Source organism: Escherichia sp. E1130 (assembly GCF_005781065.1).
Classification (GTDB): Bacteria; Pseudomonadota; Gammaproteobacteria; order Enterobacterales; family Enterobacteriaceae; genus Escherichia.
Map to the genome: position 1 here is coordinate 30,783 of NZ_VATL01000012.1, position 24,700 is coordinate 55,482.

Consider the following 24,700-nt stretch of genomic DNA (forward strand, 5'->3'; position numbering starts at 1 on the left):
CTCGGTCCCTGACCGAGAAAACTGGAAGCATGCTAATGGCTACAATTCATGTAGACGGCAAAGAATACGAGGTCAACGGAGCGGACAACCTGCTGGAAGCTTGTCTGTCTCTGGGCCTTGATATTCCTTACTTTTGCTGGCATCCGGCGCTGGGAAGCGTCGGTGCTTGCCGCCAGTGTGCGGTGAAGCAATACCAAAACGCGGAAGACACGCGTGGTCGCCTGGTGATGTCCTGTATGACACCGGCTTCCGATGGCACCTTTATTTCCATTGACGACGAAGAAGCGAAACAGTTCCGTGAAAGTGTGGTCGAGTGGTTGATGACTAACCATCCGCACGACTGTCCGGTATGTGAAGAAGGCGGTAACTGCCATCTTCAGGATATGACCGTGATGACCGGGCATACCTTCCGTCGCTACCGTTTCACCAAACGTACCCACCGCAATCAGGACCTGGGGCCGTTCATCTCTCACGAAATGAACCGCTGCATCGCCTGCTACCGCTGCGTGCGTTACTACAAAGATTACGCTGACGGTACAGATCTGGGCGTTTATGGCGCGCACGACAACGTCTACTTCGGTCGCCCGGAAGACGGCACGCTGGAAAGCGAATTTTCCGGTAACCTGGTCGAAATTTGCCCGACCGGCGTATTTACCGACAAAACGCACTCCGAGCGTTACAACCGTAAATGGGATATGCAGTTTGCGCCGAGCATCTGCCAGCAATGTTCCATCGGCTGTAACATCAGCCCCGGTGAACGTTACGGCGAACTGCGTCGTATCGAAAACCGTTACAACGGTACGGTAAACCACTACTTCCTCTGCGACCGTGGTCGTTTCGGTTACGGCTACGTCAACCTGAAAGATCGTCCGCGTCAGCCAGTACAGCGTCGTGGCGATGATTTCATTACCCTCAACGCCGAACAGGCAATGCAGGGCGCGGCAGATATTCTGCGTCAGTCGAAGAAAGTGATCGGTATTGGTTCTCCGCGTGCCAGCGTGGAAAGCAACTTTGCGCTGCGTGAGCTGGTGGGCGAAGAAAACTTCTATACCGGTATCGCTCACGGTGAGCAGGAACGTCTGCAACTGGCACTAAAAGTGCTGCGTGAAGGCGGCATTTATACTCCGGCACTGCGCGAAATCGAATCTTATGATGCGGTACTGGTGCTGGGCGAAGACGTTACCCAGACCGGCGCGCGCGTCGCGCTGGCAGTTCGTCAGGCGGTGAAAGGTAAAGCGCGCGAAATGGCGGCAGCACAGAAAGTGGCTGACTGGCAGATTGCGGCAATCCTCAACATCGGTCAACGTGCGAAACATCCGCTGTTTGTTACCAACGTTGATGACACCCGTCTGGATGATATTGCGGCGTGGACTTACCGCGCACCGGTTGAAGATCAGGCGCGTTTAGGTTTTGCCATCGCCCATGCGCTGGACAACTCTGCGCCAGCGGTTGACGGTATTGAACCTGAGCTGCAAAGCAAAATCGACGTCATCGTGCAGGCACTGGCTGGTGCGAAGAAACCGTTGATTATCTCCGGGACGAACGCCGGTAGCTTAGAGGTGATTCAGGCGGCGGCTAACGTCGCGAAAGCCCTGAAAGGTCGCGGTGCTGACGTCGGTATCACCATGATTGCCCGTTCCGTCAACAGTATGGGGCTGGGCATTATGGGCGGTGGTTCGCTGGAAGAAGCGTTAACCGAACTGGAAACCGGACGCGCCGACGCGGTGGTGGTGCTGGAAAACGATCTGCATCGTCACGCTTCCGCTACCCGCGTGAATGCTGCGCTGGCTAAAGCGCCGCTGGTGATGGTGGTTGACCATCAACGCACAGCGATCATGGAAAACGCCCATCTGGTGCTTTCCGCCGCCAGCTTTGCTGAAAGCGACGGTACGGTAATTAATAACGAAGGCCGCGCCCAACGTTTCTTCCAGGTTTACGACCCGTCCTATTACGACAGCAAAACTGTCATGCTGGAAAGCTGGCGCTGGCTGCACTCGTTGCACAGCACCCTGCTGAGCCGAGAAGTGGACTGGACGCAGCTCGACCACGTGATTGACGCCGTTGTGGCGAAAATCCCGGAACTGGCGGGTATCAAAGATGCCGCACCGGATGCGACATTCCGCATTCGTGGGCAGAAACTGGCCCGTGAGCCGCACCGTTACAGCGGTCGTACTGCCATGCGCGCCAACATCAGCGTTCATGAGCCGCGTCAGCCGCAGGACATTGACACCATGTTCACCTTCTCGATGGAAGGTAACAACCAGCCGACGGCGCACCGTTCGCAAGTGCCGTTTGCCTGGGCGCCAGGCTGGAACTCCCCGCAGGCGTGGAACAAATTCCAGGACGAAGTGGGCGGCAAACTGCGCTTTGGCGATCCGGGCGTGCGTCTGTTTGAAACCAGCGAAAATGGTCTGGATTACTTCATCAGCGTACCGGCACGCTTCCAGCCGCAGGACGGGAAATGGCGTATCGCGCCGTACTACCACCTGTTTGGCAGCGATGAATTGTCACAGCGTGCTCCGGTCTTCCAGAGCCGTATGCCGCAGCCGTACATCAAACTCAACCCGGCAGATGCCGCGAAGTTAGGTGTGAATGCGGGGACACGCGTCTCCTTTAGCTACGATGGCAACACGGTCACGCTACCGGTTGAAATCGCCGAAGGGCTGACGGCAGGGCAGGTGGGCTTGCCGATGGGTATGTCCGGCATTGCTCCGGTGCTGGCCGGCGCGCATCTTGAGGATCTCAAGGAGGCACAACAATGAGTTGGATATCACCGGAACTGATTGAGATCCTGCTGACCATCCTCAAAGCGGTGGTGATCCTGCTGGTGGTTGTCACCTGTGGGGCATTCATGAGCTTTGGCGAACGTCGCCTGCTGGGTCTGTTCCAGAACCGTTACGGACCTAACCGTGTTGGCTGGGGCGGTTCGCTCCAGCTGGTTGCGGACATGATCAAAATGTTCTTTAAAGAAGACTGGATCCCGAAATTCTCGGATCGCGTCATCTTTACCCTGGCACCGATGATTGCTTTTACCTCGCTGCTGCTGGCCTTTGCGATTGTGCCAGTCAGCCCAGGTTGGGTGGTTGCCGACCTGAACATCGGGATTTTGTTCTTCCTGATGATGGCCGGTCTGGCGGTTTACGCGGTGCTGTTTGCGGGCTGGTCAAGTAACAACAAATACTCGCTGCTGGGTGCGATGCGTGCTTCTGCGCAGACCCTGAGCTACGAAGTGTTCCTCGGGCTTTCCCTGATGGGCGTGGTGGCGCAGGCCGGTTCATTCAACATGACCGACATCGTCAACAGCCAGGCGCATGTGTGGAACGTCATCCCGCAATTCTTTGGTTTTATTACCTTTGCCATCGCGGGCGTGGCGGTGTGTCACCGTCACCCGTTTGACCAGCCGGAAGCCGAGCAGGAACTGGCGGATGGTTACCACATTGAATATTCCGGCATGAAGTTCGGTCTGTTTTTCGTGGGTGAATACATCGGGATTGTGACCATCTCTGCACTGATGGTGACGCTGTTCTTCGGTGGCTGGCAAGGCCCGTTGTTACCGCCATTCATCTGGTTCGCGCTGAAAACCGCGTTCTTTATGATGATGTTCATTTTGATTCGTGCGTCGTTACCGCGTCCGCGTTATGACCAGGTAATGTCCTTCGGCTGGAAAATCTGCCTGCCGCTGACGCTGATCAACTTGCTGGTAACGGCGGCTGTCATTCTCTGGCAGGCGCAATAAGGGGCAATAAGACCATGACCTTAAAAGAATTGTTAGTAGGTTTCGGCACCCAGGTTCGTAGTATCTGGATGATCGGCCTGCACGCGTTCGCCAAACGCGAAACGCGAATGTACCCGGAAGAGCCGGTCTATCTGCCGCCCCGTTATCGTGGTCGTATCGTTCTGACCCGCGACCCGGACGGCGAAGAGCGTTGCGTAGCTTGTAACCTCTGCGCGGTAGCCTGCCCGGTCGGCTGTATCTCGCTGCAAAAAGCAGAAACCAAAGACGGTCGCTGGTATCCGGAATTTTTCCGCATCAACTTCTCACGCTGCATTTTCTGTGGTTTGTGCGAAGAAGCCTGTCCGACCACGGCGATTCAGTTAACCCCGGATTTCGAAATGGGGGAATACAAGCGCCAGGACCTGGTTTACGAGAAAGAGGATCTGCTGATCTCCGGTCCGGGCAAATACCCGGAATATAACTTCTACCGGATGGCAGGTATGGCAATCGACGGCAAAGATAAGGGCGAAGCAGAGAACGAAGCCAAGCCTATCGACGTCAAGAGCCTGTTACCGTAAGGAGAGGGGCAATGGAGTTCGCTTTTTATATCTGTGGCCTGATAGCCATACTTGCGACCTTGCGAGTGATCACCCATACCAATCCGGTACACGCACTGCTGTACCTGATTATTTCGCTGCTGGCGATTTCCGGGGTGTTCTTCTCGCTGGGCGCTTACTTCGCCGGTGCGTTGGAAATTATCGTCTACGCGGGTGCCATTATGGTGCTGTTCGTGTTCGTGGTGATGATGCTCAACCTGGGCGGTTCGGAAATCGAACAAGAACGCCAGTGGCTGAAACCGCAGGTGTGGATTGGTCCGGCAATTTTGTCGGCCATCATGCTGGTGGTGATTGTTTACGCCATCCTCGGTGTTAACGATCAGGGTATCGACGGTACGCCAATCAGTGCTAAAGCAGTGGGTATTACGCTGTTCGGGCCTTACGTACTGGCGGTGGAACTGGCTTCTATGCTGCTGCTCGCGGGTCTGGTTGTGGCCTTCCACGTCGGTCGTGAAGAGCGTGCGGGTGAAGTGCTGAGCAATCGTAAAGACGACAGCGCGAAAAGAAAAACGGAGGAGCACGCATGATCCCCTTACAACATGGACTGATCCTCGCGGCAATCTTATTCGTTCTTGGCTTAACCGGTCTGGTTATCCGTCGCAATCTGCTGTTTATGCTGATTGGTCTGGAAATCATGATTAACGCCTCCGCGCTGGCCTTTGTGGTCGCCGGAAGCTACTGGGGCCAGACCGACGGTCAGGTGATGTACATTCTCGCCATCAGCCTCGCGGCGGCAGAAGCGAGTATCGGCCTTGCGCTGCTGCTGCAACTTCACCGTCGTCGCCAGAACCTGAACATCGATTCAGTAAGTGAGATGCGCGGATGAACATGCTTGCCTTAACCATTATTTTGCCATTGATTGGCTTCGTCCTGCTGGCGTTCTCCCGTGGGCGCTGGTCTGAAAACGTCTCGGCGATCGTCGGCGTTGGCTCTGTGGGCCTGGCGGCGCTGGTAACTGCCTTTATCGGCGTTGACTTCTTCGCTAACGGTGAGCAGGCATACAGCCAGCCGCTGTGGACGTGGATGTCGGTAGGCGACTTTAACATCGGTTTCAATCTGGTGCTGGACGGCCTGTCGCTGACCATGCTCTCGGTGGTTACCGGTGTGGGTTTCCTGATCCACATGTACGCCTCCTGGTACATGCGCGGTGAAGAGGGCTACTCTCGCTTCTTCGCCTACACCAACCTGTTCATCGCCAGCATGGTCGTTCTGGTTCTCGCCGATAACCTGCTGCTGATGTACCTCGGCTGGGAAGGCGTGGGCCTGTGCTCCTATCTGCTGATCGGTTTCTATTACACCGATCCGAAGAATGGCGCTGCGGCAATGAAAGCGTTCGTCGTGACCCGTGTGGGTGACGTGTTCCTCGCTTTCGCGCTGTTCATTCTCTACAACGAGTTGGGTACGCTGAACTTCCGTGAAATGGTGGAACTGGCGCCTGCGCACTTTGCTGACGGCAATAACATGCTGATGTGGGCGACGCTGATGCTGCTGGGCGGTGCGGTTGGTAAATCTGCGCAGCTGCCGTTGCAGACATGGCTTGCTGACGCGATGGCGGGCCCGACGCCTGTCTCCGCGCTGATCCACGCCGCAACGATGGTAACCGCAGGTGTCTACCTGATCGCCCGTACCCACGGCCTGTTCCTGATGACGCCGGAAGTTCTGCATCTGGTGGGTATTGTTGGGGCGGTTACGCTGCTGCTGGCCGGTTTTGCCGCGCTGGTACAGACCGACATCAAACGTGTTCTCGCTTACTCTACCATGAGCCAGATTGGCTACATGTTCCTCGCGCTTGGCGTGCAGGCATGGGATGCGGCGATTTTCCACTTGATGACCCACGCGTTCTTTAAAGCGCTGCTGTTCCTGGCATCCGGTTCCGTCATTCTGGCCTGCCATCACGAACAGAACATCTTCAAGATGGGCGGTCTGCGTAAATCTATTCCGCTGGTTTATCTCTGCTTCCTGGTGGGCGGCGCAGCACTGTCGGCACTGCCGCTGGTCACTGCGGGCTTCTTCAGTAAGGATGAGATCCTCGCGGGTGCGATGGCGAATGGTCATATCAATCTGATGGTGGCAGGTCTGGTCGGTGCGTTTATGACCTCGCTCTACACCTTCCGTATGATTTTCATCGTCTTCCACGGAAAAGAACAAATTCACGCTCACGCCGTGAAAGGGGTAACTCACAGCCTGCCGCTGATTGTGCTGCTGATCCTTTCCACCTTCGTTGGCGCACTGATTGTACCGCCGCTGCAGGGCGTGCTTCCGCAAACGACGGAACTGGCGCACGGCAGCATGTTGACCCTGGAAATTACCTCTGGCGTGGTCGCGGTTGTCGGCATTCTGCTGGCAGCCTGGCTGTGGCTGGGTAAACGTACTCTGGTGACCTCCATCGCCAACAGTGCGCCGGGCCGCCTGCTGGGCACCTGGTGGTACAACGCCTGGGGCTTCGACTGGCTGTATGACAAAGTATTCGTCAAGCCGTTCCTGGGGATTGCCTGGTTGCTGAAACGCGATCCGCTGAACTCAATGATGAACATCCCGGCGGTTCTTTCCCGCTTTGCAGGTAAAGGTCTGCTGTTAAGCGAGAACGGCTACCTGCGCTGGTATGTGGCATCCATGAGCATCGGTGCGGTCGTGGTGCTGGCACTGTTGATGGTACTGCGTTGAGTTGTTGGCTGAGTGAATATACCCGGCGCTGCGCCGGGTCTGTGAACTAAGAATAAATTTTAGGTAACTGTTCCTGAAGTACAGGCGTCATCGGCGAAGTCAGACCGGATACCGCCAGCGCACAGCAACCGGAGCGTACTTAAGTACGTGAGGATTGCGAGCACTGCCGGGATTCGGGCTGGCGAGTGAGATAGCCTGAGCAGGAGTAAATATAAGGGACATACTTAGCTATGTTATTACCCTGGTTAATACTAATCCCCTTTATCGGCGGCTTCCTGTGCTGGCAGACCGAACGCTTTGGCGTAAAGGTGCCGCGCTGGGTAGCGCTGATCACCATGGGATTGACGCTGGCGCTGTCGCTGCAACTGTGGTTGCAGGGCGGTTATTCACTGACGCAATCCGCCGGAATTCCGCAGTGGCAGTCTGAATTCGACATGCCGTGGATCCCGCGTTTTGGTATCTCTATCCATCTCGCCATTGACGGTCTGTCGCTGCTGATGGTCGTGCTGACCGGTCTGCTCGGCGTGCTGGCGGTACTCTGTTCGTGGAACGAAATCGAAAAATATCAGGGCTTCTTCCACCTCAACCTGATGTGGATCCTGGGCGGCGTTATCGGCGTGTTCCTTGCCATCGACATGTTCCTGTTCTTCTTCTTCTGGGAAATGATGTTGGTGCCGATGTACTTCCTGATCGCACTGTGGGGGCATAAAGCTTCTGACGGTAAAACGCGTATCACGGCGGCAACCAAGTTCTTCATTTATACCCAGGCGAGTGGTCTGGTGATGTTGATCGCCATCCTGGCGCTGGTCTTTGTTCACTACAACGCGACCGGCGTCTGGACCTTCAACTATGAAGAGCTGCTGAATACGCCGATGTCTAACGGCGTGGAATACCTGTTGATGCTGGGCTTCTTCATCGCCTTCGCGGTGAAAATGCCGGTGGTTCCGCTGCATGGCTGGCTGCCGGATGCGCACTCCCAGGCTCCGACCGCCGGTTCCGTTGACCTCGCGGGGATCTTGCTGAAAACCGCCGCTTACGGTCTGCTGCGTTTCTCCCTGCCGCTGTTCCCGAACGCGTCGGCAGAGTTTGCACCAATCGCTATGTGGCTGGGTGTTATCGGCATCTTCTACGGTGCGTGGATGGCCTTCGCCCAGACCGATATCAAACGTCTGATCGCCTACACCTCGGTTTCCCACATGGGCTTCGTGCTGATTGCCATCTACACCGGCAGCCAGTTGGCCTACCAGGGCGCGGTAATTCAGATGATTGCGCACGGCTTGTCAGCGGCGGGTCTGTTTATTCTCTGCGGTCAGCTCTATGAACGTATCCATACCCGCGACATGCGCATGATGGGCGGTCTGTGGAGCAAGATGAAATGGCTGCCAGCACTGTCGCTGTTCTTTGCGGTGGCAACGCTTGGGATGCCAGGCACCGGTAACTTCGTCGGCGAATTTATGATTCTGTTCGGCAGCTTCCAGGTTGTCCCGGTGATTACCGTTATCTCTACCTTTGGGCTGGTCTTTGCATCTGTTTATTCGCTGGCAATGTTACATCGCGCTTACTTCGGTAAAGCGAAAAGCGAGATTGCCAGCAAAGAACTGCCAGGGATGTCGCTGCGCGAGCTGTTTATGATCCTGTTGCTGGTGGTGCTGCTGGTACTGCTGGGCTTCTATCCGCAGCCGATTCTGGATACCTCGCACTCCGCGATTGGCAATATCCAGCAGTGGTTTGTTAATTCCGTTACTACTACAAGGCCGTAAATCGCCATGACAATAACTCCACAAAACCTGATCGCACTGCTACCGTTGCTGATCGTCGGCTTGACGGTGGTGGTTGTGATGCTCTCCATTGCGTGGCGACGCAATCATTTCCTCAACGCTACGCTCTCGGTTATTGGGCTTAACGCGGCGCTGGTTTCGCTCTGGTTTGTCGGCCAGGCAGGCGCTATGGACGTTACGCCACTGATGCGTGTTGATGGTTTCGCCATGCTTTACACCGGGCTGGTATTGTTGGCGAGCCTCGCCACCTGTACTTTCGCCTACCCGTGGCTTGAAGGCTATAACGACAACAAGGACGAGTTCTACCTGTTGGTGTTAATTGCCGCACTGGGCGGGATCCTGCTGGCGAATGCCAACCATCTGGCGTCTTTGTTCCTCGGTATCGAACTGATCTCTTTGCCGCTGTTTGGTCTGGTCGGTTACGCTTTCCGCCAGAAACGTTCGCTGGAAGCCAGTATCAAATACACCATTCTTTCTGCCGCAGCGTCTTCTTTCCTGCTGTTTGGTATGGCGCTGGTGTATGCGCAGTCTGGGGATCTGTCGTTCGTTGCACTGGGTAAAAACCTCGGTGACGGTATGCTCAACGAGCCGCTGTTGCTGGCAGGTTTCGGCCTGATGATTGTTGGCCTCGGCTTCAAACTCTCTCTGGTGCCGTTCCACCTGTGGACGCCAGACGTATACCAGGGCGCGCCTGCGCCGGTTTCCACTTTCCTGGCGACGGCGAGCAAAATCGCTATCTTCGGTGTGGTGATGCGTCTGTTCCTTTACGCACCAGTGGGTGACAGCGAAGCGATTCGCGTGGTGCTGGCGATTATCGCCTTTGCCTCCATCATCTTCGGTAACCTGATGGCGCTGAGCCAGACCAACATCAAACGTCTGCTCGGTTACTCATCTATCTCTCACCTCGGCTATCTGCTGGTGGCGCTGATTGCGCTGCAAACTGGCGAGATGTCGATGGAAGCGGTAGGGGTTTACCTGGCCGGTTATCTGTTCAGCAGCCTCGGCGCGTTCGGCGTGGTCAGCCTGATGTCCAGCCCATATCGTGGCCCGGATGCTGATTCCCTGTTCTCTTACCGCGGTCTGTTCTGGCATCGTCCGATCCTCGCGGCAGTGATGACGGTGATGATGCTGTCTCTGGCCGGTATCCCGATGACGCTGGGCTTTATTGGTAAGTTCTACGTGCTGGCGGTCGGTGTCCAGGCACACTTGTGGTGGCTGGTGGGTGCCGTGGTTGTCGGTTCGGCAATCGGCCTCTACTACTACCTGCGCGTAGCGGTGAGCCTGTACCTGCACGCCCCGGAACAACCGGGTCGCGATGCACCGTCAAACTGGCAGTACAGCGCGGGCGGTATCGTGGTGCTCATCTCTGCACTGCTGGTTTTGGTGCTGGGTGTATGGCCACAACCGCTGATTAGCATTGTGCGGTTAGCCATGCCGCTGATGTAAGGTTGAATATTGATGTTAAAAAACCGCCGATTTCGGCGGTTTTTTTATGGTGTTATGATTTGATTGGGTTTGTGCAGGTTTTATTTTGGAAACGTTTATTGTATTTATAATTATAGTCTGAAGAGACAATAGTATTATAGTTTATGGTTGACGCACTTGCATAACACGCCACATCAACGTTTAAATCGTTAATGATGAAGTCGATCATGTCTTCTGTACCATTCATTATAATAAACTTTACTAATGTTATATTTTCACCAAAATCACCATATTCTTGACCAATCACGGAAGGTAGGTATTCTTTGTTCTTTATTTTTGATATTACGGACTGGTTATCACCTAAAACAACATGCATAGCGATAATGTCATTTTCATTTTCAGGTTGAACAAATTTTGAAAAATAAGAAGCACTAAGCTTATTTGAATTTAAAATAGAATTATGCAAGTCTACCGGTTTGATAAATAAATGCTTTTGCCATTTTGGAACGAGCTTTAGTAGAAAATCGAGCATTTGGATTTTTTGTGCACTGCACTTTTCGTCTCTTAAACATCGCTTTAAATCAATTAATCTAGTGTCTATAATACCTTTATCATTCTGAATCTCTTTCTTTTTATTATCATCTATTTTGCTATATAGAAATTTTAAGAAATTAATGCTTGTTACGTTAGCAAAAGAATAGTTGACAGCATAATCGCTGGTAAAGTCGTCTTTAAATTCACTACACTGGATAACTTTCTCGAATGAAGTGATTGGGTAGTCAAAGTTATATGTTCTGTTATAGTTAAATTTCATATTGAACAAAAGTGAATTGATACCCTCCGGGCATGTTTTCCAAAGTTTATCCAATGCAGTACCATCCCCTTGTCTTAGTGCCGTATTCACAGCAGTGTCATAATCTGATTCGTTTTTCATGGGGAATAAATAGAATGTATGTAAAACAAATATAATGGCAAAGGCGCGCCAGCCTGTAAATAAAATCTTTCGTGGGCTGCAATATATGCTTTTCCTTAGAAAACACACATACCATAAAATTAATGTATAGGGTATCAGGTTGAAAATATATTCAAAGAAAGAATCGAAATACTTATGAAATAAAATAAATAGGCTAATGCGGTAGTGCCGATTGGCAATTCCAGATAGATTAAAGAAATGAAACCGGTGTTATCCATTTTCTCTTTATCCCATCGAAGAAGAAACGGTACGATAAAGAGTATTGGTATGATAAAGGCTAATGCATAACACGCAAAAATGATAATTACAGCACCCGTTGAAAATGACAATATACATCCTCCATGAAGTATTTTAAAAGTTTTTCGTAATGAGCAATATGTTTTAATCCCACCAACAATTAACCGGATGCATACCCGCAGGGACTTCAACCCATCCATGATCTGTATCTTCTTCCCATCCTTCCCGGCACTCATCAGGGGCAATTTCTTCTGCAAACCAATTCTGAACTTCTTCGGGTGAGGCAGAAGTGATAACTGAAATTCTTTCGCTAAAGGGCCAGTTAGGGTCATCGAACATCGTAATTTCTACCAAAACATCACTGACATCGTTACGCTCACGAATTTTCAGCAAATGGTGGTAGATAGCTTGCGGAGATTGTTCTGGAGTCACATTGCAACATATTGAACCGAGGATATTATTGCCGATAAAAAAATCCTCAAGAGATAACAATGGACGGGGGGTAGCAGGCTCGTTAACATCACCATTGATATTAACAAGTTGGGTAATGCGTTCTAAAGGTGTCATAATTATTCCCTGAAATAATGTATTCATCAAATGAATGGCATTGTTTGAATTCATTAGCGGATAAATAATGACAATGCCACACGTCTTATTAGTTTCAGGCGCATCATAACATGGATGTTAAGCAGGAAAAGGTGAAATATTCAGTCAGGCTGGGTCGTGATCCAGACGTTGTTATATATAGCATCATAAATATTTAAAGGGGTTTGACATGGAATGGTTAAGTGAAATTCGCAAACTTCGGGAGCACGTACCTGTCGGTATCCAGTCTGCCAGACGTTTGCTAGAGAGGACTGGCGGTAATGTTGATGAGGCCATTAAATTCTTTCATATTGATCAAATCAATATATTGACTGCAAAAGTAGACGTCACACATCAGGAAGCAGAGAATGTTTTGTTGGCTACAAACTATGATATTGCAGAAGCTCTTCGGCGTATTGATGAACAACGCTATACACTGACGGAATTGATTTTTCGTAAAAATAAGGATGCTGGAGATGCCTTAAACAAAATAGCATTGGCGATTGAATATGAGTGGGATCTCAAGCGTAAGTTTTGGTTTAGTTTTGCAGATATTCAATTATTACAGCCAGTTTTACAAACTTTTATGCTGGTTTATGAATGGCATGAATATGTTGGTTGGGAAGGAATGGATTGTGGGATCTTTTTTGAAAGTGATCATATTCACCAACAATTGCAAGCGTTGGGATTGTTAGAACTTGCCAAAAAAATGGTTACTGCAAGAATCCGATATAATGAGTTAAAAGAGAAGGTAGAAAATTTTCATGAGATTACAAAGGATGAAATATTCAAAATGCTTATCACACATTGTGACCAACTTGCAAAAGATGTTGATTCTGTATTACTGCAATTTGTGAAAGATAACATTGATGCTTTTCCTTGTCGCCATAACCAACACGAACTATAAAAAATCATCGCAAAATTGAACAGGCTTTTTGCTCGCCTGATTATTTTCAGGTAACGAATGGTTAAACACTGTTTTCATCTAACAGGCCAGATCGTTGCCAGCACTAGTGGTATCGCTGTTATATACTGAATAAACGGGTTTAACTTAAGAATGCGATAAAGCAAGCATATAGCAGTGTTTATACAAGGGGATCAAAACCGGGTCTTGGTTAAAGATTTATTTAAGATGATCTTTGCATAAATCTAAACTGATAGGTCTTTCTCCCCCAGACATCAAGCTATGTCACCCAACAATAACCGTCAGCGCATGATTCCCTTGCCGTAGCGTACGTCTGTACGCGCTAATCAGCTTTTCCATATCAAGCATGATCGAAGCAAAGAGTTGCCCCTCTAACTCTTCTGAAAAGGTCACTCCCGGATAAATCTCCATTTCATTGAGTCGCTGAATGGAAAACTGTTTACGCAGCTCACTTCGATCCAGTGATTCCAGGCGGTCGATTGTCGCGGCTAACTCCTGATTCCAGGTCAATCCCAGGAAACCATCTATGCCATCTTCGAGGCTGTGTTCACCAAGCACGGCACGACTCAGCGGATCATTCTTCGCTGGATCAAAAGCAGAGGTACCCGTTAGGCCAAAATGTAAAAAATCCCAGCGTTTATCAATATCCAGTCGCCGTAAACCTGAAAGCGTGTCATGAATATTGTCCATTAAGGGTTTTTCAGTAGACTCAAGCAGTCGGTTAATTCTTTCTGAGTCAATTTCTGCAAAATAGCCAATCATTCCCATTTGTTTTTCCTCCGTTGAATTTAATTTTTCGCATCTTAAAACAGACGAGGGAAAATAAAATGCGCATGTTGCTTTTTCTGGATCTTCCTCGAGAAATTTTTATTATTTACTGTTTTGCAACAAGGTTATAACGCCATCCACCACCTGAGCCATTTTCTGATAATTGAGTCTGTCTGCGGTATCGCCAGGTAAGTGATATTGTTTATTACGATAAAAAGCGGTGTCAGTAATCATTACGGCGGGAATATCGTGTTGCCAATAATTAAGGTGGTCGGAGAAATCGATACCGGGAATAAAACCAGGTGCATTAATAGAATAAACAGGCAACTCTTTTGCTGATAACAACGCAGATTTTACCTGACGCACAGCGCTGATATCCTGCACTCTGCCGACGACAGCAATAAAATCACCATGGTCGGGATAAAGCCAGGACATGACAGAGTAAGGGTAATCCTGACTCCCTGGTGCGGAGTCGTAATAACCTATCATCTCCAGTGCTATCATTAATTTCACCGGACGCTCAAGCGAAGCGGCGTGTACCGCGCTCCCCATTTCATTGCTACGAAAGAAGGGCGGTTCTTCCGACGCATAGGCGACCAGTTGCACACCTATTTTCGGCGCTTGCTGCTGTAACAAACGTGCCAGTTCGAGTAATCCTGCCACACCGCTGGCGTTATCATCCGCTCCCGGCGTATAGGTTAATTGATCGTTTTCGTAACTGCTGGCAGAGTCATAGTGCGCACCGATAATAATCTGTGGTCCATCGGTAGGACCATAATCAGCAACAATGTTTTTGTAGGGGCCACCAGTAATGGGGACATCCTGCCCGGTAACTCTGGCGCCGCTACTGACAAAGACCTCTTTTATATACTCTGCGGACCTATTCAGATTATCAATATTGTCGGCACTACGTGGATGCACAGTTTGTGTAAAATAACGAACTGTTTTTTCTAATTGCTCGGGACTTGCGTGCTGGGGCGTTGGTGGTAATGCATTGACCCAGGGTTGGTAAAAAACAATCAGAGGAAGTGAAAACAGGAACAATATAAAAAAGGAAAAGGTTATTTTTTTCATATATAAATTGTTGATAGGTTTCGTTGTTGAATCATTATTTGTTATAGGTTTCGAGATCGTATTTTATTAAGATTAGCCGGATTATACAAAGAGTCTATTTTATGTCTGGTGGTTGAGTTTATTTAAAAGGATTTTATATGCGAAATAAAAATATAATCATGTTGCTTATTAGTAGTTTGATTTTGTCAGGATGTGGGCCGGAATCTGATGATAAGGAAAGTCAGCAACAACAATCTACTACACCCACAGACCAGCAAGTACTTGCCGCGCAACAAGCGGCAACAAAAGTGGCGGAGCAAAGAGCCGCCGCCGCTAAAGCCGCGAAAGCAAAAACCTTAGCCCAGCATGAAGCGCAACAATCCTCAGACAAACAGGCTTTGCAGGGGCGATTGCAGGAAGCGCCAACATTTGAAAGAGCGGCTAAAGCAAAAGCTACACGTATCGCAAATCCAGGAACCGCTCGCTATCAGCAGTTCGATGATAATCCGGTTAAGCAGGTAGCGCAAAACCCGTTGGCGACGTTTAGCCTTGACGTCGACACCGGCAGCTAACGCTGAATGGGCAAAAAGCATCAATTGATAAGTTACGCTATGCCCCGGATAACAAATCAGCGAAATCAGATAAAGCGAAAGAACTGGCCTGGTTAAAGATTCGTTGGAAATACCCGCAGGGAAAAGAAAGTCAGTTAGTTGAATTCCCGTTGGCACCCACAATAAACGCACCTTCAGAATATATGCGTTTTCGCGCAGCAGTCTCTGCGTATGGGCTAAAATTGCGCGGTTCTGAATACCTGAATAATACATCCTGGCAGCAGATCGAACAGTGGGCGCGGCAAGCAAAAGGACCGGATCAACAAGGCTACAGAGCGGAATTTATTCGTCTGATTGGGCTGGCGGAAGATCTGGACAATTCACAAAACTATAAATGATAAATCTGTTTGCCGGATATCGACATCAAACGTATCCGGCAAACAGATGAAAAAATGGCAAATAAGTGCGTTGGTATCATTAAATTAATCTGCCAACTAACCACCGCTTTCGACTTAAATGCTAAACACCGCGAAATCGCTCGCCAGTTCAGTTGCCGGGAAAATCGTCCGGCACTCGTGTAACAAGTGCTGACAGCCTTTATCATCATAGCGTGAACTAACATGGGTAATGATTAGCTTACCGACACCAGCTTCACGGGCCAGTGCCGCCGCCTGGCGTGTGGAGCTGTGGCCGCGACTGTTGGCTTTGGCCTCCATCGCCAAATCCAGAGTCGCTTCGTGAACCATTACGTCGACACCTTTGGCCAGCGCCAGCGCGGCATCGCAAGGACCAGTATCGCCGAAAATGGCGATCGCTTTTCCTGGTGTAGGCGCGGCTAAGTAATCAGCGCCGTTAATCTGCCGACCGTCTTCCAGTGTGACAGTTTTTCCGGCTTTCAAATCCTGAAACAATGGGCCTGGCGGTACGCCTGCAGCCTTTAATGCCCGGGCATTCAGCGCACCAGGCTTATCATGTTCTTCTACGCGATAGCCGTAACATTCCAGCGGATGTTCCATCGGATAAGCTGTCACTTTACGCAAGCCATCATCAAGAATTTCGCCTGCGCTAATTTCAATAATCTCCAGTGGATAATCGGTCCACGAGCCACTAATGCGTAACGCTGTCTCAACAAATTCACGGATACCTTTCGGACCATAAATGGTTAAGGGTTGCACAATACCTGACATGGAACGACTGCACAGCAAACCGGGCAGACCGAAAAGATGATCGCCGTGAAGATGGCTAATAAAAATCCTGTCCAGTTTGCCGGGATTAAACACCGTGTGCAGCATTTGGTGTTGAGTGCCTTCGCCACAGTCAAATAACCAAAGTCCGGCCTGGGTCGGATGTTGCAGATTAAGCAATATCGCCGTGACATTACGCGCCCGGGTCGGAACTCCCGCCGAAGTACCTAAGAAAATTAATTCCATAAGACCATCACATTTCTAAAAATAATCCGGCTAGTATAAGGCATACAACCAAAAGGAGCGCATCATGATCGACTGGCAGGATCTTCATCACTCTGAATTATCGGTTTCTCAGCTTTATGCCTTATTACAACTGCGTTGTGCGGTATTCGTTGTCGAACAAAACTGTCCTTATCAGGATGTCGATGGTGACGATCTGGTAGGTGAAAATCGTCATGTTCTCGGCTGGCAAAACGGGAAACTGGTAGCGTATGCGAGGATTCTGAAAAGTGATGATGATCTCGAACCGGTGGTGATTGGTCGCGTGATTGTCAGCGAAGCGTTGCGGGGCGAAAAAGTGGGGCAGCAACTGATGAGTAAGGCGCTGGAATCATGTACGCGCCACTGGCCGGACAAGGCGATTTATCTGGGAGCGCAGGCGCACTTACAAAACTTTTACCGCAGTTTTGGCTTTATCCCCGTAACGGATATCTACGAGGAAGATGGTATTCCCCACATTGGGATGGCGCGCGAAGTCATTCAGGCGTAATTGATAACCGTTGTCTATAGTTAGTGGCAGGTTTTAAGCAAATGGAGAACGAGAATGTCTAATCAATTTGGTGATACACGCATCGATGACGACCTGACGTTGCTGAGTGAAACACTGGAAGAAGTGCTGAGCTCCTCTGGCGATCCCGCCGATCAGAAATATGTTGAGCTGAAGGCGCGAGCAGAGAAGGCGCTGGATGATGTGAAAAAAAGAGTCAGTCAGGCTTCGGACAGCTATTACTATCGGGCGAAGCAAGCGGTTTATCGCGCCGACGACTACGTTCATGAAAAACCGTGGCAGGGGATTGGCGTTGGCGCTGCGGTTGGTTTGGTATTAGGACTGTTGCTGGCACGCCGTTAAAACCTCCCTACACTGGGGTACTGCATTTTTTTTGCAGTACCCCGTATAATGTGAGGCTTTTAACAGGGAGAGGTCCGCGTGCAATCACTCACTACGGCGCTGGAAAATCTATTGCGCCATCTGTCGCAAGAGTTTCCAGCGACGCCCGGCATTCGGGTTTTTGATGTTCCTTTCCCATTAAATGACGCCTTTGATGCCTTAAGCTGGCTGGCCAGCCAGCAAATGTATCCGCAATTTTACTGGCAACAACGCAATGGTGATGAAGAGGCTGCCGTGCTGGGTACAATAGCCAGCTTTTCGTCGCTGGCGCAGGCGCAGCGTTTTCTCCGACAATACCCGGATCACACCGACTTACGTATCTGGGGGCTGAATGCGTTTGACCCTTCCCAGGGCAATTTACTCCTCCCGCGGTTGGAATGGCGACGCTGTGCAGGCAAAGCGACCCTTCGACTGACCCTTTTCAGCGAAAACTCCCTTCAGCAAGACGCACATCAGGCAAAGGAATACATTGCTGCTCTGGCAAACATTAAACCGTTGCCAGCTCTGCATTTAACCATCACCCAAGAAAATCACTGGCCGGACAAACCAGCCTGGACGGGGTTAATTAAACTGGCGACCGACACCATTGCTGAAGGTGAACTGGATAAAGTGGTGTTGGCGCGGGCGACCGACCTGCATTTCTCCGATTCAGTTAACGCGGCGGCAATGATGGCTGCCAGCCGTCGGTTGAACCTGAACTGCTACCATTTCTACATGGCCTTTGATGGCGAAAGCGCGTTCCTGGGTTCATCTCCTGAGCGGCTTTGGCGGCGGCGTGACAAAGCGTTGCGTACTGAAGCACTGGCGGGAACGGTGGCGAATCATCCTGATGATAAACAGGCGCAGCAACTGGGCGAGTGGCTGATGGCGGATGATAAAAACCAGCGCGAGAATATGCTGGTGGTGGAAGATATCTGCCAGCGATTACAGAGCGACACCCAGGCGCTGGATGTTTTACCGCCGCAGGTGCTTCGTCTGCGTAAAGTGCAGCATCTGCGTCGCTGTATCTGGACCTCGCTTAATACGGCAGATGATGTGGTTTGTCTGCATCAGTTGCAGCCAACGGCAGCGGTGGCAGGTTTACCGCGCGATTTGGCACGGCAGTTCATCGCCCGGCACGAACCGTTTACCCGTGAATGGTATGCGGGTTCTGCGGGCTATCTCTCATTACAACAAAGCGAATTCTGCGTTTCCCTGCGCTCGGCGAAAATCAGTGGCAATGTCGTGCGATTGTATGCCGGAGCGGGTATTGTCCGAGGCTCAGACCCCGAACTGGAGTGGCAGGAAATCGACAACAAAGCGGCAGGACTGCGCACTTTATTACAATTGGAATAGTAATGAGTCGCATCATTACCGATTCATATCAATAATCTCTTTTTGTAGCTCCTTATACTTAGCCGCAATATTGATACCGGACAAACTCATGTCAGTAAGCGCATTTAACCGACGCTGGGCGGCGGTCATTCTGGAAGCATTAACACGTCACGGCGTCAGACACGTCTGCATCGCCCCTGGCTCTCGTTCTACGCCATTAACTCTGGCGGCGGCGGAAAATTCCGCTTTCATTCATCACACTCATTTTGATGAGCGTGGGCTGGGGCATTTGGCGCTGGGGCTGGCGAAAGTCAGCAAGCAGCCGGTGGCGGTGATAGTGACTTCCGGCACGGCGGTAGCGAATCTCTATCCGGCACTGATTGAAGCTGGGTTAACCGGAGAAAAACTGATCCTGTTAACCGCCGATCGTCCTCCGGAATTGATTGACTGCGGCGCAAATCAGGCAATTCGTCAGCCGGGCATGTTCGCCTCTCATCCTACGCATAGCATTTCACTGCCGCGCCCGACGCAGGATATTCCCGCCCGTTGGCTGGTTTCTACTATCGACCACGCTTTAGGCACGCTGCATGCGGGTGGAGTCCATATCAACTGCCCGTTTGCCGAACCGCTTTATGGCGAGATGGACGATACCGGACTTAGCTGGCAACAACGTCTTGGCGACTGGTGGCAGGGCGACAAACCGTGGCTGCGTGAAGCGCCTCGTCTTGAGAGCGAAAAACAGCGCGACTGGTTCTTCTGGCGGCAAAAGCGCGGCGTGGTGGTTGCCGGGCGCATGAGTGCGGAAGAGGGCAAAAAAGTTGCCCTGTGGGCGCAAACACTTGGCTGGCCGCTGATTGGCGACGTGCTGTCGCAAACCGGGCAGCCGCTGCCGTGTGCCGATCTCTGGTTAGGCAATGCCAAAGCGACCAGCGAACTGCGACAGGCGCAGATTGTCGTGCAACTGGGGAGCAGCCTGACCGGTAAACGGTTACTGCAATGGCAGGCAAGCTGTGAACCAGAAGAGTACTGGATTGTTGATAACATCGAAGGGCAGCTTGACCCGGCACACCACCGTGGACGTCGCCTGGTCGCCAATATTGCCGACTGGCTGGAGCTGCATCCGGCTGAAAAACGCCAGCCCTGGTGCGTGGAGATCCCGCGTCTGGCTGAACAGGCAATGCAGGCAGTTGTTGCCCGTCGTGATGCGTTTGGCGAAGCACAACTGGCGCACCGCATCAGCGACTATTTGCCTGAACAGGGGCAACTGTTTGTCGGTAATAGCCTGGTGGTACGTTTGATCGATGCTCTCTCGCAACTTCCGGCAGGCTATCCGGTGTACAGCAACCGTGGGGCCAGCGGAATTGATGGGTTGCTCTCTACCGCCGCAGGCGTTCAGCGGGCCAGCGGCAAACCGACGCTGGCGATTGTGGGTGATCTCTCAGCACTTTACGATCTCAACGCGCTGGCGCTATTGCGTCAGGTTTCCGCGCCGCTGGTATTAATTGTGGTGAACAACAACGGCGGACAAATTTTCTCGCTGTTGCCGACGCCGAAAAGCGAGCGCGAGCGTTTCTATCTGATGCCGCAAAACGTCCATTTTGAGCACGCTGCCGCGATGTTTGAGCTGAAATATCATCGTCCGCAAAACTGGCAGGAACTTGAAACGGCACTTGCCGACGCCTGGCGCACTCCGACCACCACGGTGATTGAAATGGTGGTTAACGACACCGACGGCGCGCAAACCCTCCAGCAACTGCTGGCGCAGGTAAGCCATTTATGATCCTGCACGCACAGGCAAAACACGGCAAGCCAGGTTTACCCTGGCTGGTGTTTTTGCATGGTTTCTCCGGCGATTGCCTCGAATGGCAGGAAGTCGGCGAGGCGTTTGCAGACTACTCGCGGTTGTATGTTGATCTTCCAGGTCACGGCGGTTCGGCGGCAATTAGCGTCGATGGATTTGATGATGTCACCGACTTACTGCGTAAAACCTTTGTTAGTTACAACATCCTTAACTTCTGGCTGGTGGGGTACTCGCTCGGTGGACGGGTGGCGATGATGGCGGCTTGTCAGGGGATGGCGGGGCTTTGTGGCGTGATTGTCGAAGGTGGGCATCCCGGGCTGCAAAGTGCTGAACAACGCACGGAACGTCAGCTTTCCGATCATCGCTGGGCGCAGCGTTTTTGTTCAGAACCGTTAACGGCGGTATTTGCCGACTGGTATCAACAGCCTGTTTTTGCCTCGCTCAATGACGATCAACGCCGGGAGCTGGTGGCGCTGCGCAGCAACAATAACGGCGCAACCCTTGCCGCGATGCTGGAGGCCACTTCTCTCGCCGTCCAGCCTGATTTACGTGCTAACCTTAGCGCTCGCACATTTGCGTTTTATTATTTATGTGGTGAACGTGACAGCAAATTCCGCGCTCTGGCAGCGGAACTGGCTGCCGACTGCCATGTCATTCCTCGCGCCGGACATAACGCGCATCGGGAAAATCCCGCTGGCGTAATCGCAAGTCTGGCGCAGATCTTGCGTTTCTGACTAAAGGACACAATATGATTTATCCTGATGAAGCAATGCTTTACGCACCGGTTGAATGGCACGACTGCTCCGAAGGTTTCGAGGACATTCGTTATGAAAAATCCACCGACGGTATCGCAAAAATCACCATTAATCGTCCGCAGGTGCGCAATGCCTTCCGTCCTCTGACGGTAAAAGAGATGATCCAGGCGCTGGCGGATGCCCGTTATGACGACAACATCGGCGTGATCATTCTGACTGGCGCGGGCGATAAAGCGTTCTGCTCCGGCGGTGACCAGAAAGTACGTGGTGACTACGGCGGTTATAAAGATGATTCCGGCGTACATCACCTCAACGTGCTGGACTTCCAGCGTCAGATCCGTACCTGTCCGAAACCGGTTGTCGCGATGGTGGCTGGCTACTCCATCGGCGGCGGTCATGTTCTGCACATGATGTGCGACCTGACTATCGCGGCAGATAATGCCATCTTCGGTCAGACTGGCCCGAAAGTCGGTTCCTTCGACGGCGGCTGGGGAGCTTCCTATATGGCTCGCATCGTCGGGCAGAAAAAAGCGCGTGAAATCTGGTTCCTGTGCCGTCAGTACGACGCAAAACAGGCGCTGGATATGGGCCTTGTGAACACCGTGGTGCCGCTGGCCGATCTGGAAAAAGAAACCGTCCGTTGGTGCCGTGAAATGCTGCAAAACAGCCCGATGGCGCTGCGTTGCCTGAAAGCTGCACTGAACGCTGACTGTGACGGTCAGGCAGGTCTGCAGGAACTGGCGGGTAACGCCACCATGCTGTTCTACATGACGGAAGAAGGTCAGGAAGGTCGCAACGCTTTCAACCAGAAACGTCAGCCTGATTTCAGCAAATTTAAACGGAATCCGTAATGCGTAGCGCGCAGGTATACCGCTGGCAGATCCCCATGGACGCGGGGGTGGTTCTGCGCGACAGGCGGTTAAAAACCCGCGACGGGCTATACGTTTGCCTGCGTGAGGGCGAGCGCGAAGGGTGGGGGGAGATCTCCCCATTGCCGGGCTTCAGTCAGGAAAACTGGGAAGAGGCGCAAAGTGTGCTGCTTGCCTGGGTACATAACTGGCTGGCAGGCTATTGCGAGCTACCACAGATGCCTTCCGTCGCCTTTGGCGTGAGCTGCGCGCTGGCTGAACTGGCAGATACGCTCCCGCAGGCGGCCAATTACCGTGCTGCGCCGCTGTGTAATGGCGATCCGGACGATCTGATCCTCAAACTTGCCGATATGCCTGGCGAGAAAGTGGCGAAGGTCAAAGTGGGATTGTACGAAGCCGTGCGCGACGGCATGGTGGTCAATCTTTTGCTGGAGGCAATTCCGGATCTGAATTTGCGTCTTGACGCGAACCGCGCCTGGACGCCGCTGAAAGGCCAGCAGTTTGCCAAATACGTTAACCCGGACTATCGCCACCGCATCGCGTTTCTCGAAGAGCCGTGCAAAACCCGCGATGATTCGCGTGCATTTGCCCGTGAAACCGGCATTGCCATTGCCTGGGATGAAAGCCTGCGCGAGCCGGATTTTGCCTTTGTGGCGGAAGAGGGCGTGCGTGCGGTGGTGATCAAACCCACGCTCACGGGCAGCCTGGAGAAAGTCCGCGAGCAGGTGCAGGCGGCGCACGCGCTGGGGCTGACGGCGGTGATCAGTTCTTCCATCGAGTCGAGCTTAGGCTTAACGCAACTGGCGCGGATTGCTGCCTGGTTAACGCCAGACACCATTCCGGGGCTGGATACGCTGGATCTGATGCAGGCGCAGCAGGTTCGTCGCTGGCCGGGTAGCCCGCTGCCATTAGTGGAAGTTGATGCACTGGAGCGGCTGTTATGATCTTCTCTGACTGGCCGTGGCGTCACTGGCGGCAGGTGCGGGGAGAAGCCATCGCCTTACGTCTTAATGACGAGCAACTCAACTGGCGCAAGCTTTGTGCTCGCGTCGATGAATTAGCCTCCGGCTTTGCGGCGCAGGGTGTGGTTGAGGGCAGCGGCGTAATGTTGCGGGCGTGGAATACGCCGCAAACGCTGCTGGCCTGGCTGGCGTTACTGCAATGTGGGGCGCGGGTGCTGCCCGTGAATCCACAACTGCCGCAACCGTTGCTTGAGGAATTGCTGCCAAATCTCACTCTGCAATTTGCGCTGGTGCCGGAAGGGGAAAACACGTTTCCGGCGTTAACGTCGCTGCACATTCAGCTGGTTGAAGGCGCATATGCCGCTGCGTGGCAGCCGACGCGTCTGTGCTCAATGACGTTAACCTCTGGCTCCACTGGCTTGCCGAAAGCCGCAGTTCATACTTATCAGGCCCATCTTGCCAGTGCCGAAGGGGTGTTATCGCTGATTCCGTTTGGCGATCACGATGACTGGTTGCTCTCTTTGCCGTTGTTTCACGTCTCTGGTCAGGGAATTATGTGGCGCTGGTTATACGCTGGTGCGCGGATGACGGTACGTGATAAACAGCCATTGGAGCAAATGCTGGCAGGCTGTACTCACGCTTCACTGGTGCCAACACAGCTCTGGCGTTTGCTGGTTAACCGCAGTTCAGTTTCCCTGAAAGCGGTGTTACTTGGCGGCGCGGCAATTCCGGTTGAGTTGACGGAGCAGGCGCGCGAGCAGGGCATTCGTTGCTTTTGCGGCTATGGTCTGACGGAGTTCGCTTCCACGGTTTGCGCGAAAGAAGCGGACGGCCTGGCTGACGTCGGTTCGCCGCTGCCGGGGCGGGAAGTGAAAATCGTTAATGATGAAGTGTGGCTGCGGGCTGCCAGTATGGCAGAAGGTTACTGGCGTAACGGGAAACTGGTGCCGCTGGTTAATGACGAAGGCTGGTACGCCACGCGCGATCGCGGTGAGATGCATAATGGCAAGCTGACCATTGTCGGACGTTTAGACAATCTGTTCTTCAGTGGTGGCGAAGGCATTCAGCCAGAAGAAGTCGAACGTGTGATTGCCGCGCATCCTGCGGTTTTGCAGGTGTTTATCGTCCCCGTTACTGACAAGGAGTTTGGTCATCGACCGGTAGCGGTGGTGGAGTATGACCACGAAACCGTTGATCTTAGCGAATGGGTGAAAGACAAGTTGGCCCGTTTTCAACAACCGGTGCGTTGGCTGACGCTTCCGCCGGAGCTGAAAAACGGCGGCATTAAGATTTCACGTCAGGCATTAAAAGAGTGGGTGCAACGCCAGTATTAAGAAATCATTAGTTTCATCT

22 protein-coding genes and 1 pseudogene are annotated in these 24,700 nt (G+C 52.0%); 18 read left to right on the forward strand and 5 right to left on the reverse strand.

The annotated features are described in order from the left end of the window. The first annotated feature begins 35 nt into the window (after window positions 1-35). The 8 genes from nuoG to nuoN all read left to right on the forward strand — a co-directional run bounded on the left by nuoG (window position 36) and on the right by nuoN (window position 10,220). The gene (gene nuoG, locus FEK66_RS10945; protein WP_135494647.1) at window positions 36-2,762 is read left to right on the forward strand and encodes an NADH-quinone oxidoreductase subunit NuoG; all 2,727 of its coding nucleotides are present in this window, start codon (window positions 36-38) and stop codon (window positions 2,760-2,762) included. Beyond that, window positions 2,759-3,736 carry an NADH-quinone oxidoreductase subunit NuoH gene (gene nuoH / locus FEK66_RS10950; protein WP_000118507.1) on the forward strand — a complete coding sequence of 326 codons (978 nt, stop codon included), beginning with the start codon at window positions 2,759-2,761 and terminating at the stop codon, window positions 3,734-3,736. Before nuoG ends, nuoH begins: the two co-directional genes overlap by 4 nt. Window positions 3,737-3,750: 14 nt before the next feature. After that, window positions 3,751-4,293, forward strand: a complete 543-nt coding sequence (nuoI, locus tag FEK66_RS10955; protein ID WP_000172749.1) for an NADH-quinone oxidoreductase subunit NuoI — start codon at window positions 3,751-3,753, stop codon at window positions 4,291-4,293. 11 nt (window positions 4,294-4,304) lie between these two features. Continuing rightward, window positions 4,305-4,859, forward strand: coding sequence for an NADH-quinone oxidoreductase subunit J (gene nuoJ / locus FEK66_RS10960; RefSeq protein WP_000393511.1), 555 nt, complete (start codon window positions 4,305-4,307; stop codon window positions 4,857-4,859). Next, window positions 4,856-5,158 carry an NADH-quinone oxidoreductase subunit NuoK gene (gene nuoK, locus FEK66_RS10965; protein WP_000612644.1) on the forward strand — a complete coding sequence of 101 codons (303 nt, stop codon included), beginning with the start codon at window positions 4,856-4,858 and terminating at the stop codon, window positions 5,156-5,158. The genes nuoJ and nuoK overlap by 4 nt, the downstream gene beginning before the upstream one ends. Beyond that, window positions 5,155-6,996, forward strand: a complete 1,842-nt coding sequence (nuoL, locus tag FEK66_RS10970) for an NADH-quinone oxidoreductase subunit L (RefSeq protein WP_001056618.1) — start codon at window positions 5,155-5,157, stop codon at window positions 6,994-6,996. Before nuoK ends, nuoL begins: the two co-directional genes overlap by 4 nt. Window positions 6,997-7,226: 230 nt before the next feature. Beyond that, window positions 7,227-8,756, forward strand: coding sequence for an NADH-quinone oxidoreductase subunit M (gene nuoM, locus FEK66_RS10975; protein ID WP_130257464.1), 1,530 nt, complete (start codon window positions 7,227-7,229; stop codon window positions 8,754-8,756). 6 nt (window positions 8,757-8,762) lie between these two features. Beyond that, on the forward strand, window positions 8,763-10,220 hold the full coding sequence (gene nuoN / locus FEK66_RS10980; protein WP_000156701.1) for an NADH-quinone oxidoreductase subunit NuoN: 1,458 nt from the start codon (window positions 8,763-8,765) through the stop codon (window positions 10,218-10,220). 52 nt (window positions 10,221-10,272) lie between these two features. On the opposite strand, the gene FEK66_RS10985 is transcribed toward nuoN, so the two are convergent. Both FEK66_RS10985 and FEK66_RS10990 read right to left on the reverse strand, forming a co-directional pair. Next, a complete protein-coding gene (locus tag FEK66_RS10985) occupies window positions 10,273-11,133 on the reverse strand; it encodes a hypothetical protein (protein WP_135494644.1) in 861 nt (286 codons plus the stop codon). Window positions 11,134-11,553: 420 nt separating this feature from the next. Further along, window positions 11,554-11,976, reverse strand: coding sequence for a hypothetical protein (locus FEK66_RS10990; protein WP_130207206.1), 423 nt, complete (start codon window positions 11,974-11,976; stop codon window positions 11,554-11,556). 208 nt (window positions 11,977-12,184) lie between these two features. Between FEK66_RS10990 and FEK66_RS10995 the strand changes: the two genes are divergently transcribed. Then, entirely contained in the window at window positions 12,185-12,901 is a 717-nt protein-coding gene (locus FEK66_RS10995) for a hypothetical protein (RefSeq protein WP_135494641.1), read from the forward strand. Between the two features lie 282 nt (window positions 12,902-13,183). Here FEK66_RS10995 and FEK66_RS11000 read toward each other — a convergent pair whose 3' ends face one another. Both FEK66_RS11000 and FEK66_RS11005 read right to left on the reverse strand, forming a co-directional pair. Then, entirely contained in the window at window positions 13,184-13,687 is a 504-nt protein-coding gene (locus tag FEK66_RS11000) for a YfbM family protein (RefSeq protein WP_135494638.1), read from the reverse strand. Window positions 13,688-13,789: 102 nt separating this feature from the next. Further along, window positions 13,790-14,761 carry a M28 family metallopeptidase gene (locus FEK66_RS11005; RefSeq protein WP_135494635.1) on the reverse strand — a complete coding sequence of 324 codons (972 nt, stop codon included), beginning with the start codon at window positions 14,759-14,761 and terminating at the stop codon, window positions 13,790-13,792. Between the two features lie 137 nt (window positions 14,762-14,898). Between FEK66_RS11005 and FEK66_RS11010 the strand changes: the two are divergent. Then, window positions 14,899-15,689, forward strand: a pseudogene (locus tag FEK66_RS11010) (von Willebrand factor type A domain-containing protein). Window positions 15,690-15,803: 114 nt separating this feature from the next. Here the strand turns inward: FEK66_RS11010 and rbn are convergent. Next, window positions 15,804-16,721: a ribonuclease BN gene (gene rbn / locus FEK66_RS11015; protein ID WP_135410205.1), complete on the reverse strand. Its 918-nt coding sequence runs from the start codon at window positions 16,719-16,721 to the stop codon at window positions 15,804-15,806. Between the two features lie 64 nt (window positions 16,722-16,785). Here rbn and FEK66_RS11020 point away from each other — a divergent pair, with 64 nt between their 5' ends. From FEK66_RS11020 to menE, 8 genes are all read left to right on the forward strand, one after another. Beyond that, a complete protein-coding gene (locus FEK66_RS11020) occupies window positions 16,786-17,247 on the forward strand; it encodes a GNAT family N-acetyltransferase (protein WP_135494633.1) in 462 nt (153 codons plus the stop codon). Window positions 17,248-17,301: 54 nt separating this feature from the next. Continuing rightward, window positions 17,302-17,607, forward strand: coding sequence for a stress response protein ElaB (gene elaB / locus FEK66_RS11025; protein WP_001564816.1), 306 nt, complete (start codon window positions 17,302-17,304; stop codon window positions 17,605-17,607). A 78-nt stretch (window positions 17,608-17,685) separates the two neighbouring features. Beyond that, window positions 17,686-18,981, forward strand: a complete 1,296-nt coding sequence (gene menF, locus FEK66_RS11030; protein WP_135494630.1) for an isochorismate synthase MenF — start codon at window positions 17,686-17,688, stop codon at window positions 18,979-18,981. An 88-nt stretch (window positions 18,982-19,069) separates the two neighbouring features. Next, window positions 19,070-20,740, forward strand: a complete 1,671-nt coding sequence (gene menD, locus FEK66_RS11035) for a 2-succinyl-5-enolpyruvyl-6-hydroxy-3-cyclohexene-1-carboxylic-acid synthase (RefSeq protein ID WP_135407455.1) — start codon at window positions 19,070-19,072, stop codon at window positions 20,738-20,740. After that, a complete protein-coding gene (menH, locus tag FEK66_RS11040; protein ID WP_130207192.1) occupies window positions 20,737-21,495 on the forward strand; it encodes a 2-succinyl-6-hydroxy-2,4-cyclohexadiene-1-carboxylate synthase in 759 nt (252 codons plus the stop codon). The genes menD and menH overlap by 4 nt, the downstream gene beginning before the upstream one ends. 14 nt (window positions 21,496-21,509) lie before the next feature. Then, the gene (menB, locus tag FEK66_RS11045; RefSeq protein WP_000639996.1) at window positions 21,510-22,367 is read left to right on the forward strand and encodes a 1,4-dihydroxy-2-naphthoyl-CoA synthase; all 858 of its coding nucleotides are present in this window, start codon (window positions 21,510-21,512) and stop codon (window positions 22,365-22,367) included. Further along, window positions 22,367-23,329 carry an o-succinylbenzoate synthase gene (menC, locus tag FEK66_RS11050; protein ID WP_135494627.1) on the forward strand — a complete coding sequence of 321 codons (963 nt, stop codon included), beginning with the start codon at window positions 22,367-22,369 and terminating at the stop codon, window positions 23,327-23,329. Before menB ends, menC begins: the two co-directional genes overlap by 1 nt. Beyond that, window positions 23,326-24,681 carry an o-succinylbenzoate--CoA ligase gene (gene menE / locus FEK66_RS11055; RefSeq protein WP_135383261.1) on the forward strand — a complete coding sequence of 452 codons (1,356 nt, stop codon included), beginning with the start codon at window positions 23,326-23,328 and terminating at the stop codon, window positions 24,679-24,681. Before menC ends, menE begins: the two co-directional genes overlap by 4 nt. Window positions 24,682-24,700 lie beyond the last annotated feature (19 nt).